Genomic DNA, 16,331 nt, shown 5'->3' with positions numbered 1-16,331 from the left:
GCAGAGATGAAGTCGTAGGAGCCGACTCGCGTCTTGTAGAGACGGCCGAGAATTCCGGTTGGAACTGAGTCCGCCGGCCCAACGGATCTGGCGCGCCCCATCAATGCAGCTGTTTCCACACAGCCTCAGTCTGAAGCAGCCCTGGACACCCTGCAAAGCATCTAGCACCGAGCCCCGTCACCCACCCCCACTCTCCTGAAACAACTCCACCGCCTCCCGCGCCAAATCAGAAGCAATCCAAAGCAGATTCTCCCGATGCGCCTCCCCGCATCCTGGAACCATCCGTCTCCGGCGCCGTAGGAGCACCACAGCAGCGAGTTCAACTGCTCCAGCTTGTTCTCAAGAAGACCGGACGGGTCCCGAGTCATGGCCCCCGTCCGCAGATGCTTCGAGGCTCTTCAGAGCCGTTGATCGCTAGCAATAGTCAGGAGACAAGCCCTCGCCCAATCTGCGCGATCAGTGTCCGGTGTCTCTTCCGGATTGAAGTACCACTCGTAGAAATCGGCGGCTACTGCAGGAAATCGGTCGTAGTCCCATGCCGAATCGTACGAGTAGATGATGCCGTCAGTTAATTCAGCCAGCGACGCGGCGATGATTCCATAGGCGAAATTGATGATTGCAGGCTGACCAACGCTGCGTCGAAAGGCCCAATAGTGTCCTGTGGCCAGGCAAGATTCGATGCGAAATCGTTCACCCCTTGCTCGCTCATTCGTTTCGAGCAATTCGCGCCACATCTTCCAGTCCATCTCTTCGACTGTCCTATAGTCGACGTCAGTCCCACCCAGCACCCCTGGGACATGGAACCAGCCGTACTCGTCTCTTTTCCAGGTCATCTCGCCGTCGGGCGTGATTGCCACCTCCTGATGGCTTCCGTGATGTCTCACCTCGACTTTCAGTTCAGGGCGGACATTGATGCCGTGACAGCGCAGTCGCTCCGCAAGTCGCGTCGAAGCCAGTTCGATCAATTCGCCAAATGTCGGAATTCCCGCAGTTCTGGGATAAACGTCAAATGTGGTCGACATGTATGCCCTCACGCAGTTGTCCTTCTATCTTCCCCGGGACCAATTTCATCGCACTCCTCCGTTCTCCTGAAACAACTCCACCGCCTCCCGCGCCAAATCAGAAGCAATCCAAAGCAGATTCTCCCGATGCGCCTCTCCTGCGTCCTGGAACCATCCATCCCCGGCGCCGTAGAAGCACCACAGCAGTGAGTTCAACTGCTCCAGCTTGTTCTCAAGAAGATCAGACGGATCCCGTACCGTGGTGGTCGCGTCCGCAGATGCCGGCCTTGCGGGCCCGGCCATAATTCGTTTAGCCACTTGGTGTGCTCCTTGTCAAAGTTCTGCACGTCATTTGGTTAGACGGCTGAGGTGTTCGCGCACCTTGGCCGTCGCCTTTTGTGCCTCACGTTCGCATCGATGCGCGTCGCACCGATAGCCCGCCATGAAGCGAAGCGGTTCATTCATTCATCTGGTTGTTGGTGTTGGTTGTGTATGCCGCCTTCCTCACCCACATAGCGGGTCGTTCAATCACAGGGGCATTCACTGTAGAGAAAACCAGCCCGGCGCAGGAAGAAACTTCTGCCGAGAATTTCTCGAATAGCTCAGGTATTCGCCGGGCGGCAGCGCTAATACACAAAGCTCTGACAGTCAGTCGCTGAAGTTCACGAGCGCTGCCCAAACTCCCGCGCATGCTCCACCGCGTACTTGATGAGCTCCGCCTGCCCCTCGATGCCCAGCCGCCGCTTGATGCTCTGCCGGTGTGCCTCCACCGTGCGCACGCTCAGCCCCAGGTCGCGGGCAATCTGCTTGCTCGACTCCCCTCGCCCCAGCGCCGAAAGAATCTCGCTCTCGCGCGGCGTGAGCAGCGGCCGCGGCTCCTGCGTGCGAAACAGCTTCTTCGACACGGCCGGGCTCAGGAATGTGCCGCCCGCCGACACGGCCTCGATGGCCGCGACTATCTCGGCCGCGGGCGCGTCTTTCAGCACATAGCCGCGCGCGCCCACCTGCAGGGCCTTCTGCACGTACTCGGGGTTGTCGTACATGCTGAGCATCACGATGTGCGTCGCGGGTTGGCGTTGCAGCAGCAGGGCCGCGAGCTCGATGCCGTTCATGTCTTTCATGCCGACATCCATCAGCATGAGGTCGGGCTGCACGCTGTCTACCTGCGCCAGCGCTTCGGCAGCGCTGCCGGCCTCGCCGACGATCTCCAGGTTGGGCATGGAGCCGAGCCGGGCGCGCAGGCCATCTCGCACCAGCGGGTGGTCGTCGACAAGAAAAAGCCTGATGGTCTTGGTCGTCGTCATGTGATGGATGCGGGCGCTTCTTCGGCAGCCCTTGCGCTGCGGGTCGGCACTTCGGCCTCGATGGATGTGCGCCCGGCGTTGCTGCACATGATGAGCCGCCCGCCAATGGCTTCCATGCGCTCGCGCATGTTGCGCAGGCCAATGCCGCGCCGGGGGTCGAGCTGCACGGCCTGTATGTCGAAGCCGGTGCCGTCGTCGCTCACTTCGAGCCGCACGCCTTCTTCTTCGTCGAAGTGCAGCGCAATGTTCACGTGCTGTGCATTCGCGTGCTTGCGCACGTTGGTCAAAGCCTCTTGCGTCAGGCGGAAGAGCGCGGTCTTCACCTCGGGCTGCAGTTCGAAAGATTCGCCGCCCATCATCATCGACGCGTCGACGCCGCCCTCTTCCCTGAACTCGTCGACCAGCCGCTCCAGCGCTGCGGGCAGGCCCAGGGTGTCGAGCAAGGCGGGGCGCAGCCGGTGCGATATGCGGCGCACTTCAATCAGCGAATCGTTGAGCCGCTGCAGCGCCTTGGCCAGTGCGGGCGGCGTGGGCTGCCGCTGGCGGTCGAGCGATTCGACTGCCGATTCGATCAGCAGCTTGGCCGACACCAACGTCTGGCTGGTGCCGTCGTGCAGTTCGCGTGCAAGGTGGCCGCGCTCTTCTTCCTGCGACTGCACCACGCGCCGCGCGAGCAGGCGCAGCTTGGCTTCTGCGGTGCGGTGCTCGCTCAGGTTCAGCAGCAGGCCGGCGGCGCTGACCACGCCGAGGCACAGCGCGGCAATGCCGGCAATCCACAGCAGCGTGGCGGTAACGTTGGCGTTCATCTGCCGGTCGAGGGTGTCCATGGTCGACTGGATGTCGTCGAGGTACAGGCCGGTGCCTACCATCCAGTTCCAGCGCGGCATGGCGGTAACGTAGCCGAGCTTGGGCGCCATCTGCGCACTCGACGGCTTGCGCCATTCGTACTCGACATAGCCGCCGCCATTTTCTTTCGCGCCCTTTATCAGCTCCTGGATGGTGTAGCGGCCTCGCGAGTCGCGCAGCTCCCAGAGGTTCTGGCCCACCAGCTCGGGCTGGCGCGAGTGCATGAGGGAGTTGCCCTCCAGGTCGTACACGAAGAAGTAGCCGTCGTCGCCGTAGTTGAGCGAGGCCAGGCGGCGCAGGGCCTCGTTGCGGGTGGCTTCGTCGTCCTGGCCCGATTCGTACAGCGGCAGCAGGTTGCTCACGGCCAGTTCGACATAGCTGCGCAGCTCGCTGCGGCGCTGGTCCATGTAGCTGCGCTCGATGAGGGCTCGCTCCCGCTGGGCGAGGTCGTGCTCCTGGTGGCGCACCGCGAGGGCCACCAGCACCAGTGCGATGAGCAAAGGTGCAACGGCCAGCGCAACGATCTTGGTGCGGAGATTCATCGGGTGGCAAGGCTACCACTGAGCACTTTCGCCCCGGCTCGCCCGTGGGGTCCGGGCGTTCAGCCTTGCGGGTTCATCGCAGGCAGCAAGCCTCGATCGCTCAAGGCGTCCAGCAACGCCTCCTGATCGGGCCCGCCTTCCAGTATCAGATCGAGCCTCTTTCCCGACTCCGGGCGAATGGTCATGAAAGTGAATTCGTAGCCGATACCGCTGGCACGGCGACGGCTGACGCGAGCTCGCAGCAGGTCGAATTGCCAAGCACCGTCGATGCTGCGCAGCCGCGTGCCGTCGAGTTCGAAGGCTCGCACTCGCGAATGCGAAAAGGTGCTGATCTGCGAGACAGGAATGGCCCAGGCCAGCCACGCGATCAGTGGCATGAGCACGCAGAGGCCCACCATGGTTTTCATGAATCCTGCATCTGACACGTTGAGGAGCAACGCGATGCCTGCGGCGCCAGCCAACGCATACCCCGCCCAGATCCAGGCGAGAAAGCATCGCCAGCAAAAAACCATGGCGCGGCTTTGCAGAGTGCCCGTTCGCGTTGCCTTGACGCTGCTTCTCAGCGCGAGATAGTGGTTGATGACCGGCGCCAGTTCATCGACAGGTGCCGTCAGCATCAGCTTCTTGAATGGCCGTGTGTGAACGATCAGATAGTTGTCGCTGTCGGGAATCCCCTCGAGGGCCAGCACGTCGATCCAATCGACGTGGCCAAGCCCTTGCACGGAGAAACCGCCTTCGCCGATGTCGACACGCGTGCATTCGTTGAACGCCTTTGCCCGGCCTTTGGCCGATTGCAGCCAATGCTTCTCGACCCAGATCCATGCACGCACGACGAACACCAGCCCCACCAGCCACAGCGCTATGAACGCAAGCATGATCACCATGCCAAGCGCGATGTACCACCCCTTCGCATCCGGGTCGATAGCCCACGACGCCGCACCGACGATCAATACGGAGTACGCCGTGCAAAGCAGCAAGATGGGCCAGATACCGCTCGCGTCGGTTTGGGTTACCTGAATGGACCGCGAAAAAATCGGCGAGCTCATTGAATGCAACGCAAAGCGAACGAGTCTACGGTCGTTTGCGTCTGCTACCTGCCGACGGCCACGGCCGAAGGTTGCTGGCGGAACTCGGTCGCGTAGTAGAGCAGCGCCAGCAGCACATAGCCGCCGCCCAGCAGGCACAGGCCGCTCCATCCGTGGAAGGCATACACGGCAGCTGCAATGCCCGAGGCCACTGCGGCGCAGATGAAGATGAAGGTCATGAACAGCCCGTTGAGCCGGCCACGCAGTTCGGGCGCCAGCATGAACAGGCTGCGGAAGTTGAGCACCTGGCACAGCTGCACCGCCCCGTCGAGCAGGATGCCCGCCGCGACCAGCCCGGCCAGCGAGTGGTAGTGCATGGCGATTGCGCCGAGCACGAAGGAAAGCAGTGCGACGACGATCGCAGCCCCGGTGGCGGGCCGCGTCAGCCCCTTGTCGGCCAGCCGGCCCGCCAGCGGTGCCATCAGCGCGCCGGCAGCACCGGCCAGTGCGAACAGCGCAATGCCGCGCTGCCCCATACCGAACTCATGCACCAACGCCAGCGGCACGGCCGTCCAGAAGGCCTGGAAGCCGGAGAACATCATTCCCTGGTAGAAGCCGCGACGGCGCAGCAGCGGCGTGTTCCACACGATGCCGGGCAGCGAAGCCATGGTGCGCGCATAGCCCACCGAGGCATGCGGCTGCCGCTGCGGCAGCACGCGCCACAGCACGGCGATGAGGGTGGCCATCAGAACGGCCGACAACCAGAACACCGCGCGCCAGCCCAGCGCCGACGCCACCACGCTGGCAAAGGGCCGCGCCAGCATGATCCCGCCCAGCAGCCCGGCCATGATGTTGCCGACCACCTTGCCGCGCGTGGCCTCCGGTGCGAGGTGCGAGGCGAAGGGCAACAGCACCTGCGCCGCGACCGCGCATGTGCCAACCACGAAGGAGGCAGCCAGGAAGGTAACGGCCGAGTCCGAGAGCGCAATACCCACCAGCCCGATAACCGCGCCGAACAGCGCACCGACGATGAGCCTGCGGTTCTCGACCACGTCGGCCAGCGGCACCAGCAACAGCAGGCCGGCGCCGTAGCCGAGCTGGGTGAGCGTCATGATCAGGCCGGCCAGCCCGGCGTGCAGCTGCAGTGTGTCGGAGATGGGGCCGATCAGCGGCTGGGCGTAGTAGATGTTGGCCACGCACAGGCCGCAGGCGATGGCGAAGACCAGCGTGAGCGCGGGCGTGAGGCCTGTTGCGGTCGAAGCGGCCGGAGAGGCTGTGGGAGCGGAAGAGGACACAGAGGAATCCCGGTTGCCGGTTGCGAGAGGGACGGACTTAGGGGTTAACCCGAAGCCCGGGCACCTTAGCACGCGAGGCCGATTCCTGCAGGCGCGAGGTCAGTCCACGCTGGTGGGCCGGCCAGAGGCCACCCATGCGTCGAGCCCACCGGTCAGCGGCAGGGCCCGCCGCGCACCGCGCGCCAGCAGCACGCGTGCAGCCTGCGCGGCCGACACCTCGTTGGGGCAGTTGCAGTACAGCACCACGACGCGCCCGGATGCATGCGACAGGTCGAGGCTGCGCTGTTGCAGCGCCTTGAGCGTGTACGCCTCTGCGCCCGGAATACGGCGCGGGTCGACCTGCATGCCGGCCTGGCCGCGCACGTCGATCACCAGCGGCGGCTCTTCCCCGCTCAGCAGTTCGTGCAGCTCTTCCACCGAGATGCGCGGCATGCCCGTGAGCCGCATGAAGGCCCGCCGGCGCCAGTAGCGCACCGCAAGGATCACCAGCAACAGCACCGCCAGCGCGGCCATGGCAATGCCGCCGGCCTGCGCCATGACGGCCAGCACTTCCTGGATCTGGTTGCGGAACACCCAGCCCAGCCCGAGGAAGAGGCCCGTCCAGACCAGCGCTGCGCCAATGTCGAAGCCGATGAAGCGCCGCACCGACATGCCCAGCGCCCCCGCCATGGGCGGCGCCACCACCGACACGCCCGGCACGAACTTGGCGGCCACGAGCGACATGCCGCCCCAGTCGGTAATGAGCGATTCGCCGCGCCGCACGCAGGTGTCGGGCGACAGCGAGATGCGGCACAGCAGGCGCATGAAGCGGTAGCCGAAGCGCCGTCCGGCATAGAACCACGCACCATCGCCCAGCAGGTTGGCGACGACCGCGGCCGCCACCACGCCAGGCACCGAGACGTCGCCCGCCGCGAGCAGTGCGCCCGTCACCACCAGCACCGCGGCCGCCGGCACCGGCAGCCCGAGGCGTGCGGCAAAACTGGCGGCAAACACCACCAGGATCGCGTTCTGCACGAGCAGGGACATCAGCTGCGCCATGGCTGCCCTTGTCCGGATGCTGGATGAATTTGCGGTGGTTGCGTGCGGTTCATGCGAACCGCGATTCTCGGGCATGGCCCAAGAACGTACTGGGCACAGGCCATTGGTGGGCGGCTTCAGCCAGCGAGTTTTTCAGGGGGGCGCGCCACGCTGAAACCAAAGGTGTTCAGGCCGCCTTCGCTCGATGCGCTCACCTGGCCCCCGTGCATGCTCGCCACCGCCTTCACGATGGCCAGCCCCAGCCCGTGGCCGTGATGCTCGCCGCCGTCGTTGCGTGCGGCATCGACGCGGTAGAACCGGTCGAACAGGTGCTGCAGATGCTGCTCGTCGATGGGTGCGCCCGGGTTCGACACGGTGATCCACGTCGAGGCGGCTTCTTCGCGCAGCGTCACGGCAATCTGCGCCCCCGGCTTCGAATGCTCTATGGCGTTCTGCAGCAGGTTCGACATGGCGCGGCGGAACAGCGCGCTTTCCAGCCGCGCCTCGGCCAGCACGTCGCCCTCGATGGCGACCTGCGCACGCGTCTCGTCGAGCACGAACTCGAAGAACTCGATGGTCTTGCGCACTTCCTGCGCCACGGGCGTGAGCACCAGCCCGGTCGCCACTTCGCCGCGGTCGGCGCGCGCGAGGAACAGCATGTCGTTGACGATGGAGCGCACACGCTCCAGGTCTTCGAGGTTGGCCTGCAGCACCTCCTGGAACTCGCCCGCGCTGCGCTGGCGCGACAGTGCCACCTGCGTGCTGCCGATGAGGTTGGCCAGCGGCGTGCGCAGTTCGTGCGCCACGTCGGCGTTGAATGATTCGAGCTGTCCGTAGGCCTCTTCGAGCCGGTTCAGTGCACCGTTGAAGGCCTCGGCCAGCGCCGAGAGTTCGACCGGCAAGGCCCCCGACTGCAGCCGCTGCGACAAGGTCTTCGGCCGCAGCGCCTGCGCCTCGGCCGAAAGCCGCTCCAGCGGCCGCAACCCCACGCGCGCGATCCAGTAGCCGGCAATGGCCACCACCAGCGCCGACCCCAGCCCGAGCGCGGCCAGCGCGGTCAGAAAGGTCTGGCGCGTGCGCGCATAAGGCTCGGTGTTGCGCCCGACGATCAGCCGTACGGCCGGCCGCTGTGCATGGGGCTCGATGTGCACGGACAGCGTGCGAAACGGCCTCTCCTGCCCCGGCAGCACGACGCTGCTGGTGTGGCCGTTGGCCTCGCGCGTGAGGCCGTCGATTTCTGCCAGGCCCTTGCCGTACTGGAAGCGCGGATCGTCGCTGAGCACCCAGAAGCGCACGCTGCCGTCCTCTGGCGTGAGCGCATCCATGCGCGCCTGCACGCGGGTCCAGCGCTCGGGAGTGTCGATGGCCTTGATCCAGAACTGCAGGCTCTTGAGCGTGGTGTCGAGCTCTTCGTACTGGTGCCGGTCCAGCTCGCGAATCAGTACCCTGTGCAGCGCGAAGCCGGTCAGCGCAAAGGTCGCGAGCGCCGCCGCGGCGAACATGATGACCAGCCGCGCGGTGATCGAGCGCTTCACGGTGCGGCGCCCTCCCCCTCGGCGGTGTTGCTGTCGCCGTCGCGCACTTCCATCACGTAGCCCATGCCGCGGATGGTATGCAGCAGCTTCGGGCTGAAGGGCACGTCGATCTTGTCGCGCAGCCGCTTGATGGCCACCTCGACCACGTTGGTGTTGCTGTCGAAGTTCATGTCCCACACCAGCTCGGCGATGGCGGTCTTCGACAGGATCTCGCCCTGGCGCCTTGCCAGCACGGCGAGCAGCGCAAACTCCTTGGCTGTGAGGTCGATGCGCGTGTTGCCGCCGCCACTGCCACGAAAAGCCTTGCGCGCCAGCAGGTCGATCTGCAGGTCGGCAATGCGCAGCTGCATCGGCTCCTGCTTGCGCCCGCGCCGGTTCAGCGCCTGCAGCCGCGCCAGCAGCTCGAGAAACGAAAAGGGCTTGACGAGGTAGTCGTCCGCGCCTTCGTGCAGGCCCTTGATGCGGTCTTCCACGCTGTCGCGCGCGGTGAGCATGATGACCGGCGTCTGCTTGACGGCACGCAGCGCGCGCAGCACCGAGAAGCCGTCCTGCCCGGGCAGCATCACGTCGAGCACGATCACGTCGTAGTCGTGCGTGAGCGCCAGGTGCTGGCCGTCGATGCCGTTGTGCGCCATGTCGACGGCGCAGCCCTGCTCGGTCAACCCCTTGGAGAGGTAGTCCGCGGTTCTCAGCTCGTCTTCGACTATCAGGATCTTCATGGCGTTTTTGTCTCTGTCTCCGTCCCTGTCCGTGATGTCAGCCGGCGCTCATCAGTGCGCCTCGGCCGGCACCGGGGCCTTGCCTTCCTTCGCTGCCTTGCGGGCCTTGCGCGCTTCCTTGCGATTCATGTACCAGTAGTGGGCGCGGTCGAGGTAGAGGTAGACCACCGGGGTGGTAAACAGGGTGAGTGCCTGCGAGAGTATCAGCCCGCCGACCATCGCGTAGCCCAGCGGCCGGCGCAGCTCCGAGCCCGAGCCGTGGCCCAGCATCAGCGGCAGGCCCGAGAGCAGCGCGCACATGGTGGTCATCATGATCGGGCGGAAGCGCAGCAGGCAGGCCTGGTAGATGGCGTCGTGCGGCGACATGCCCTGCTCGCGCTCGGCCTTGAGCGCGAAGTCGATCATCATGATGCCGTTCTTCTTCACGATGCCGATCAGCAGGATGATGCCGATCAGCGCAATCACGCTCAGGTCGTAGCCGCCCGCCATCAATATCAGCAAGGCTCCCACGCCGGCCGAGGGCAGCGTCGACAGAATGGTGAGCGGGTGGATGTAGCTCTCATACAGCAGGCCCAGCACGATGTACACCGCCACGAGCGCCGCCGCAATCAGGTAGGGCTGCGAGGCGAGCGAATCCTGGAAGGCCTGCGCCGTGCCCTGGAACGAACCGGTGAGCGACTGCGGCAGGCCCATCTCGGCCTGCGCCTTGTTGATGGCGTTCACCGCGTCGCCCAGCGCATGGCCCGGCGCGAGGTTGAACGAGATGGTCACCGCCGGGAACTGGCCCTGGTGGCTGATCGACAGGTAGGCCGTCTTGCTGGTATCCACCTTCACGAAGGTCGACAGCGGCACCTGCTGTCCGGTGAGCGGCGAGTTGAGGTACAGCTTGCTGAAGAGCGACGGGTCTTGCTGCAGCTCGGGCGTTACCTCCAGCACCACGTGGTAGCTGTTGAGCTGCGTGAAGTACTGCGCCACCTGGCGCTGGCCGATGGCGTCGTACAGCGTGGCGTCGATGGTGGCGGGAGAAATGCCGAAGCTCGACGCGCGGTCGCGGTCGATGGTGAGCACGGCGGACGCCGCGGCGTTCTGCTGGTCGGAGGCCAGGTCGGTGATTTCGGGCAGCTGCTTGAAGCGCGCGAGCAACTGGGGTGCCCAGGTGTTGAGCTCGTCGAGGTTGGCGTCGGTCACCGTGTACTGGTACTGCGTGCGCGAGGCGCGTCCGCCCACGCGAATATCTTGCCCGGCCTGCAGGAACAGGTTCACGCCTTGCACCTTGGCGAGCTGCGGGCGCAGGCGCGTGATGATCTCGTCGGCGGTGGCGGTGCGGCCTTCGTCCTTGGGCTTCAGGCTGATGAAGAAATTGCCGGTGTTGTAGGTGGACGAGCTGCCGTTCATGCCGAAGCCGGTCACGTCAGGGTCCTTGCGCACCACGTCGGCCAGCTCGAGCATGCGGGCGTTCATCGACGCGAAGGATGCGTCTTGAGCCGACTCGGCAAAGCCCGAGATGAAGCCGGTGTCCTGCTGCGGGAAGAAGCCTTTCGGGATGATCGCAAACAGCACGCCGGTGGCGGCCACCGTGGCAATGAACACCATCAGCGTGATGAACTGGTGGTCGAGCACCACGTGCAGCCCGCGCTTGTAGCCGTTGAGCATGGCGTCGAAGCCGCGCTCGAACAGTTGGTACAGGCGCCCGTGCTTGTTGCCGTGCTCGTTCTTCAGGAAGCGCGAGCACAGCATGGGCGTGAGCGTGAGCGAGATCACCACGCTCACCACGATGGTGAGCGTGACCGTTACCGCAAACTCGCGGAAGAGGCGCCCAACGATGCCGCCCATGAGCAGCAGCGGAATGAACACCGCCACCAGCGACACCGAGATCGAGATGATGGTGAAGCCGATTTCGCTCGCGCCCTTGTAGGCGGCCTCGACGGCCGACATGCCCTCTTCGACGTAGCGGTAGATGTTCTCGAGCATCACGATGGCGTCGTCCACCACGAAGCCGACCGCGATGGTCAGCGCCATGAGCGAGAGATTGTCGAGGCTGTAGCCCAGCAGGTACATCACCGCCACCGTGCCCAGCAGCGCGAGCGGTACGGTCACGCTGGGAATGAGCGTGGCCGGCACGTTGCGCAGGAACACGAAGATAACGGCCACCACGAGCGCGATGGTCAGCAGCAGCGTGAATTCAACGTCTTTCACCGAGGCGCGAATGGTCTGCGTGCGGTCGATGATGGCGTTGACGTCCACCGTGGGCGGAATCGACGCCTTCAGCCGCGGCAGCGCGGCGTTGATGCGGTCTACCGTTTCGATGACGTTGGCGCCGGGCTGCTTGGTGATGGCGAGCACGATGGAGCGGCCGTTCTGCACGTTGCTGCCTTCGGGCGCGGCGGCGCCTGCGTAGGCCCAGCCGGCGATCTTGGCGTTCTCGGGGCCATCGACCGCCACGCCCAGGTCGCGCACGCGAATGGGCGCGCCGTTGCGGTAGGCCAGCACCACGTCGTTCCACGGTTGGGCCTTCAGCAACTGGTCGTTGGTGTAGACGGTGAAGCTCTGGTTAGGCCCGTCGATGGTGCCCTTGGGCGCGTTGACGGTGGCCGAGGCAAGCACGGTGCGCACGTCTTCCAGGCTCAGGCCCAGCGCTGCGAGCTTGGCGGGGTCGACCTGGATGCGCACGGCCGGCTTCTGCACGCCGCCGATGTTGACCAGGCCCACGCCGGAGATCTGCGAGATCTGCTGCGCGAGGATGTTGTCGGCGTAGTCGTTCACCTCGGTGAGCGGCAGCGTCTTCGACTGCACCGAGAGAATCAGGATGGGCGCGTCGGCCGGGTTCACCTTGCGAAAGGTGGGCGGGCTCGGCAGGTTGGCGGGCAGCTGGCCGGTTGATGCGTTGATGGCGGCCTGCACGTCGAGCGCGGCGGCGTCGATGCTGCGGTCGAGGTCGAACTGCAGCGTGATCTGCGTGGAGCCCAGGCCGCTGGTGGACGTCATCTGCGACAGCCCCGCGATCAGCGAGAACTGCCGCTCCAGCGGCTGCGCGACGTTGGAGGCCATGGTCTCGGGACTGGCGCCCGGCAGGTTGGCCGAAACCTGGATGGTCGGAAAGTCGACCTGCGGCAGCGGCGCCACCGGCAGCAGCGGAAACACCGCCGCGCCGACCAGCAGGATGGCCAGCGCCAGCAGCGTGGTGCCGATGGGGCGCTTGATGAATGCGGCGGAGATGCTCAATTGCTGCTCCCGCTGGCGGCCTTCTTGCCATCTTTGCCATCTGCATTCTTGGCGGCGGGCGGTGGCTCGACGATGGTGGCGCCGGGCTTGAGCTTGTACTGGCCGTCGACCACCACGCGCTGGCCGGCTGTCAGGCCCTTGTCGACAACTGCCGTGCCGTCGGCGATCTGCACCACGTGCACGGGCACGCTCTCGGCCTTGTTCTCTGCATCGACGGCCCAGACGTAGGTGTTGTCCTGTCCGCGCTGGATGGCGGCGGCGGGCACGGTGAGCGAATCGGGCCTGCGGTCTAGCTGCAGCCGCACGTTGACGTACTGGCCTGGCCACAGCGTGTGCTGCGGGTTGGCGAAGCTGCCCTTGAGCTGCACGGTGCCGCTGGTGGTGTCGATCTGGTTGTTCAGCAAGATCAGCTTGCCGGTGCCCAGCATCTGCGCGCCGCTGCGGTCAAAGGCCACCACCGAGAGCGGCTGCGCGCTTTGCTGCTGCACGCGGTTGATGTCCTGCACCGCGTCTTCAGGCAGCGTGAACTGCACGGCGATGGGGTCGATCTGGTTGATGACGACGAGGCCGCTGGTGTCGGTCGCGTGAACGATGTTGCCCGGGTCCACCAGCCGCGCGCCGACGCGGCCGTTCATGGGCGACGAGATGCGCGTGAAGCTCAGCTGCACTTCGGCGAATTGCACCTGCGCGGCGTCGTTCTGCACGGTGGCTTCGAGCTGGTTGACGAGGGCCTTCTGCGTATCGACCTGCTGCTGCGTGGCGGCGTCTTGCGAGAGCAGCGTGGTGTAGCGCTTGAGGTCGGCGCGCGCATTGACGAGCGTGGCCTGGTCCTTCGCCTTGGTGGCCTGCGCCTGCGCGAGCTGGGCTTGCAGCGTGCGCGGGTCGAGCTGCGCGAGCAGCTGGCCGGCCTTCACGTCCTGCCCTTCGACGAAGCCGACCTTGTCGAGCTGGCCATCGATGCGCGCCTTGACGGTAACGGTGGCCATCGAGGCGACGGTGCCGATGCCCGAGCGATAGACCTGCACGGTCTGCGGCGTGACGCGTGCGGTGGTCACCTGCACCGGCGGCGTCTTCGGCGCATCGGGCTTGGCGGCATTGGCCGCGTGGTGGGTGAGCGCCCAGGCGCCGCCGCCCAGCACGACCACAAGCGTGGCGGCCGCGAGCCAGGTGGAGCGGCGTTGGAACAGGGGGTGCGTTGTGGTGGTGTCTGCGGTCGTCGTCATGGCGTCAATTTCCGGAAGTCTTTTGTGCGGCATCGGCGGCGTTCCAGCCGCCGCCCGTGGCCGCGATCAGCGAGACGCTGGCTGCCAGCTGGCGGCCGAGCACCTGCGCGGCCGTGCGCTGGTTGGTGAGCGAGAGCGTCTGCGCCGTCACCACACTGAGGTAGGTGGCGGTGCCGGCGCGGTACTGGCTCAGGGCCAGGCGCTCGGCGAGTTGCGCGGCGCGCACGGCATCGGCCTGCAGGGCGGATTCGTTGTCGAGCACGCGCAGGGTGGCGAGGTTGTCTTCCACCTGCTGGAAGCCGCCGAGCACGGTCTGCTTGTATTGCGCGACGGAGGCGTCGTAGGTGGCCACGGCCTGGTCGGTGTGCGCCTTGCGCAAGCCGCCGTCGAACACGGTCTGCGCCAGCGCCGCGCCGAGCGACCACACGCGGCTGGGCGTGTTGAAGAGCGTGGACAGGCTGGCAGCGCTGAAGCCGCCGCTGGCGCTGAGCACGATCTGCGGGAAGTACGCGGCCTTGGCCACGCCGATGTTGGCGTTGGCTGCCTGCACGCGGCGCTCGGCGCCAGCGATGTCTGGGCGGCGTTCGAGCAATTCAGAAGGCAGGCCCGTGGGCGTGACCGGGAGCTGCACGCGCAGTGCAGCGGCCGAAGAAAGCGTTTCGGCCGTGGGCGCCTGCGACGACGATTCGAGCGGCGGCAGCGAAAACGATGCGGGCGCCTGCCCCGTCAGCACCGCGATGGCGTGTTCGAGCTGGGCGCGCTGGGCGTCGAGGTCCACGGCCTGTGCCTGCGCCGTCTTGAGCTGGCTTTCTGCCAGCGCGACGTCGGAGCGCAGCACTGTGCCGGCCGCGTACTGGTGCTGCGTGAGCTCGAGCGCCTTGGCGTAGGCGGTGGTGGTGCTGGCGTACAGGTCGCGTTGCAGGTCGATCACGCGGATCTGCAGGTAGTCTTGCGCGAGCGTGGTCTGGATGCTGAGCCGCGCGCCGGCCAGGTCGTCGGCGCTGGCCTGTTCGCTCGCGCTGCCCGCCTCGACCGAGCGGCGCACCGCGCCCCAGATGTCGGGCTCCCAGCTGGCGGCAAGGCCGAGGGTGTCGGTGGTGCCTAGCTTGACGGTGCCGGTGCTGTTGCTTTGTGCACGGGTGGCACCGGCGTTGATGCCGACGGTCGGGAAGAAGTTGGCGCGCGCTGCCGCGGTGATGGCCTGCGCCTCGCGGTACTGCGCCTCGGCGACGCGGATGTTCTGGTTGGCCGCGTTGGCCTGCACGATCAGCGCGCTGAGTGTGCTGTCGCCGTAGGCGTCCCACCAGGGGTGGCTGGCGTCGATGGTCTGCGGGGCAGCGGTTTTCCAGGGGCCGCCGGTTTCCTTGTAGGCGACCGGCACGTCCATCTGCGGGCGGACGTAGTCGGGGCCGACAGCGCAGCCTGCGAGGACCATGACGGCCAGCGCGAGGGCCGCGCGCGAGAGAGGAGGTACGTCGGAAAGAACCATGATGAAGGCACTCTAGGCACCTCCATCAAACCCCTCGCTGTCGACTAACTGACAGTTCTGACAGTTTCAGCGTCAGCGCGGGGCATCGCCCTTGCGGTACTCGGCAGTCAGCTCGTCGAGCTTCTGCTTGAGCGCCGGATCGAGCTTGTATTCGGCGGCGGCCAGCGTCGCGTCGAGCTGGTCGGGCCGGCTCGCGCCGAGCAGCGGCGCGGTGATCAGCGGATTCGCCATCACCCACGCCACGGCCAGCGTTGCCAGCGGCACGCCCGCCTCGTCGGCCAGCTTGTGCAGCTGCGTCACGGTGTTGAAGCTGCGCTCGTTCCAGTAGCGGTCCTGGTACATGTTGCCGGCGGTGCCGAGCGTGAAGCGGGTGTTTTCCTCCGGCTTGGCTCCGGGCTTGTACTTGCCGGTCAGCAGGCCACCCGCCAGGGGGTTGTAGGGAATCACGCCCAGCCCTTCCTCGCCCACCAGCGGCAGCAGCTCGCGCTCGATCTCGCGGAACAGCAGGCTGTAGCGCGGCTGCACCGACACATAGCGCGTGAGCTTGTGCAACTCGGCCTTGCCCAGCGCGCGTGCCAGGCGGTAGGCCAGGAAGTTCGACACGCCGATGTAGCGCGCGCGCCCCGACTTCACGATGACGTCGAGTGCCTCCAGGCTTTCTTCGAGCGGCGTTTCGCGGTCGTCGCTGTGCAGCTGGTACAGGTCGACGTGGTCGGTCTGCAGCCGCTTGAGCGAGGCGTCGATGGCATCCAGCAGGTGCTTGCGCGACGCGCCCTGGTCCCAGCTGTTGGGGCCGACCTTGCCGACCGCCTTGGTGGCGACGACGAAACGGCGGCGGCCCGTGGGGCCCTGCTTCTGCAGCCAGCGGCCGATGATTTCCTCGGTGCGACCGGTGGTCTCGACGGTGCCGCCGAGCGGGTACACGTCGGCGGTGTCGAGGAAGTTGATGCCGCCTTCGGCAGCCTTGTCGAGGATCTGGTGCGACACCGTCTCGTCGGTCTGCAGGCCGAAGGTCATGGTGCCGAGGGCAAGGCGGGACACGGTAAGGCCGGTGCGGCCGAGCCGCGTGGTGGGAATGCTCATGGGGGTTGGCTCCTTGGAAGCGAAGGGGCC

Annotated in this window: 13 protein-coding genes; all 13 read right to left on the bottom strand. The window is 66.1% G+C overall.

Annotation, left to right across the window (positions count from 1 at the left end; genetic code table 11):
• Positions 1 to 398 precede the first annotated feature (398 nt).
• Positions 399 to 1,022, bottom strand: coding sequence for a hypothetical protein (locus ACZYSP_RS31485; RefSeq protein WP_489018394.1), 624 nt, complete (start codon positions 1,020 to 1,022; stop codon positions 399 to 401).
• 45 nt (positions 1,023 to 1,067) lie between these two features.
• The gene (locus ACZYSP_RS31480) at positions 1,068 to 1,319 is read right to left on the bottom strand and encodes a hypothetical protein (protein ID WP_489018392.1); all 252 of its coding nucleotides are present in this window, start codon (positions 1,317 to 1,319) and stop codon (positions 1,068 to 1,070) included.
• A gap of 344 nt (positions 1,320 to 1,663) precedes the next feature.
• On the bottom strand, positions 1,664 to 2,305 hold the full coding sequence (locus ACZYSP_RS31475; protein ID WP_097198409.1) for a response regulator transcription factor: 642 nt from the start codon (positions 2,303 to 2,305) through the stop codon (positions 1,664 to 1,666).
• Positions 2,302 to 3,693, bottom strand: a complete 1,392-nt coding sequence (locus ACZYSP_RS31470; RefSeq protein WP_258353454.1) for a cache domain-containing protein — start codon at positions 3,691 to 3,693, stop codon at positions 2,302 to 2,304. The genes ACZYSP_RS31475 and ACZYSP_RS31470 overlap by 4 nt, the downstream gene beginning before the upstream one ends.
• A gap of 59 nt (positions 3,694 to 3,752) precedes the next feature.
• Entirely contained in the window at positions 3,753 to 4,739 is a 987-nt protein-coding gene (locus ACZYSP_RS31465; protein ID WP_489018389.1) for a hypothetical protein, read from the bottom strand.
• 44 nt (positions 4,740 to 4,783) lie between these two features.
• Positions 4,784 to 6,013, bottom strand: a complete 1,230-nt coding sequence (locus ACZYSP_RS31460) for an MFS transporter (RefSeq protein ID WP_489018387.1) — start codon at positions 6,011 to 6,013, stop codon at positions 4,784 to 4,786.
• Between the two features lie 99 nt (positions 6,014 to 6,112).
• Complete coding sequence (locus tag ACZYSP_RS31455) at positions 6,113 to 7,051, bottom strand: VTT domain-containing protein (protein WP_489018385.1); 939 nt, start codon at positions 7,049 to 7,051, stop codon at positions 6,113 to 6,115.
• Positions 7,052 to 7,167: 116 nt separating this feature from the next.
• Entirely contained in the window at positions 7,168 to 8,565 is a 1,398-nt protein-coding gene (locus ACZYSP_RS31450; protein ID WP_489018383.1) for a heavy metal sensor histidine kinase, read from the bottom strand.
• Positions 8,562 to 9,284, bottom strand: coding sequence for a heavy metal response regulator transcription factor (locus tag ACZYSP_RS31445; protein WP_093077208.1), 723 nt, complete (start codon positions 9,282 to 9,284; stop codon positions 8,562 to 8,564). The genes ACZYSP_RS31450 and ACZYSP_RS31445 overlap by 4 nt, the downstream gene beginning before the upstream one ends.
• A 51-nt stretch (positions 9,285 to 9,335) precedes the next feature.
• On the bottom strand, positions 9,336 to 12,506 hold the full coding sequence (locus ACZYSP_RS31440; RefSeq protein WP_093058626.1) for an efflux RND transporter permease subunit: 3,171 nt from the start codon (positions 12,504 to 12,506) through the stop codon (positions 9,336 to 9,338).
• On the bottom strand, positions 12,503 to 13,729 hold the full coding sequence (locus ACZYSP_RS31435; RefSeq protein WP_489018381.1) for an efflux RND transporter periplasmic adaptor subunit: 1,227 nt from the start codon (positions 13,727 to 13,729) through the stop codon (positions 12,503 to 12,505). Before ACZYSP_RS31435 ends, ACZYSP_RS31440 begins: the two co-directional genes overlap by 4 nt.
• 4 nt (positions 13,730 to 13,733) lie before the next feature.
• The gene (locus ACZYSP_RS31430; RefSeq protein WP_489018379.1) at positions 13,734 to 15,218 is read right to left on the bottom strand and encodes an efflux transporter outer membrane subunit; all 1,485 of its coding nucleotides are present in this window, start codon (positions 15,216 to 15,218) and stop codon (positions 13,734 to 13,736) included.
• A 72-nt stretch (positions 15,219 to 15,290) separates the two neighbouring features.
• Entirely contained in the window at positions 15,291 to 16,301 is a 1,011-nt protein-coding gene (locus ACZYSP_RS31425; RefSeq protein ID WP_093058623.1) for an aldo/keto reductase, read from the bottom strand.
• Between the last annotated feature and the right edge of the window lie 30 nt (positions 16,302 to 16,331).

This window comes from Variovorax sp. F042, assembly GCF_057814215.1.
This window is presented reverse-complemented; position numbering and strand designations above follow the sequence as displayed.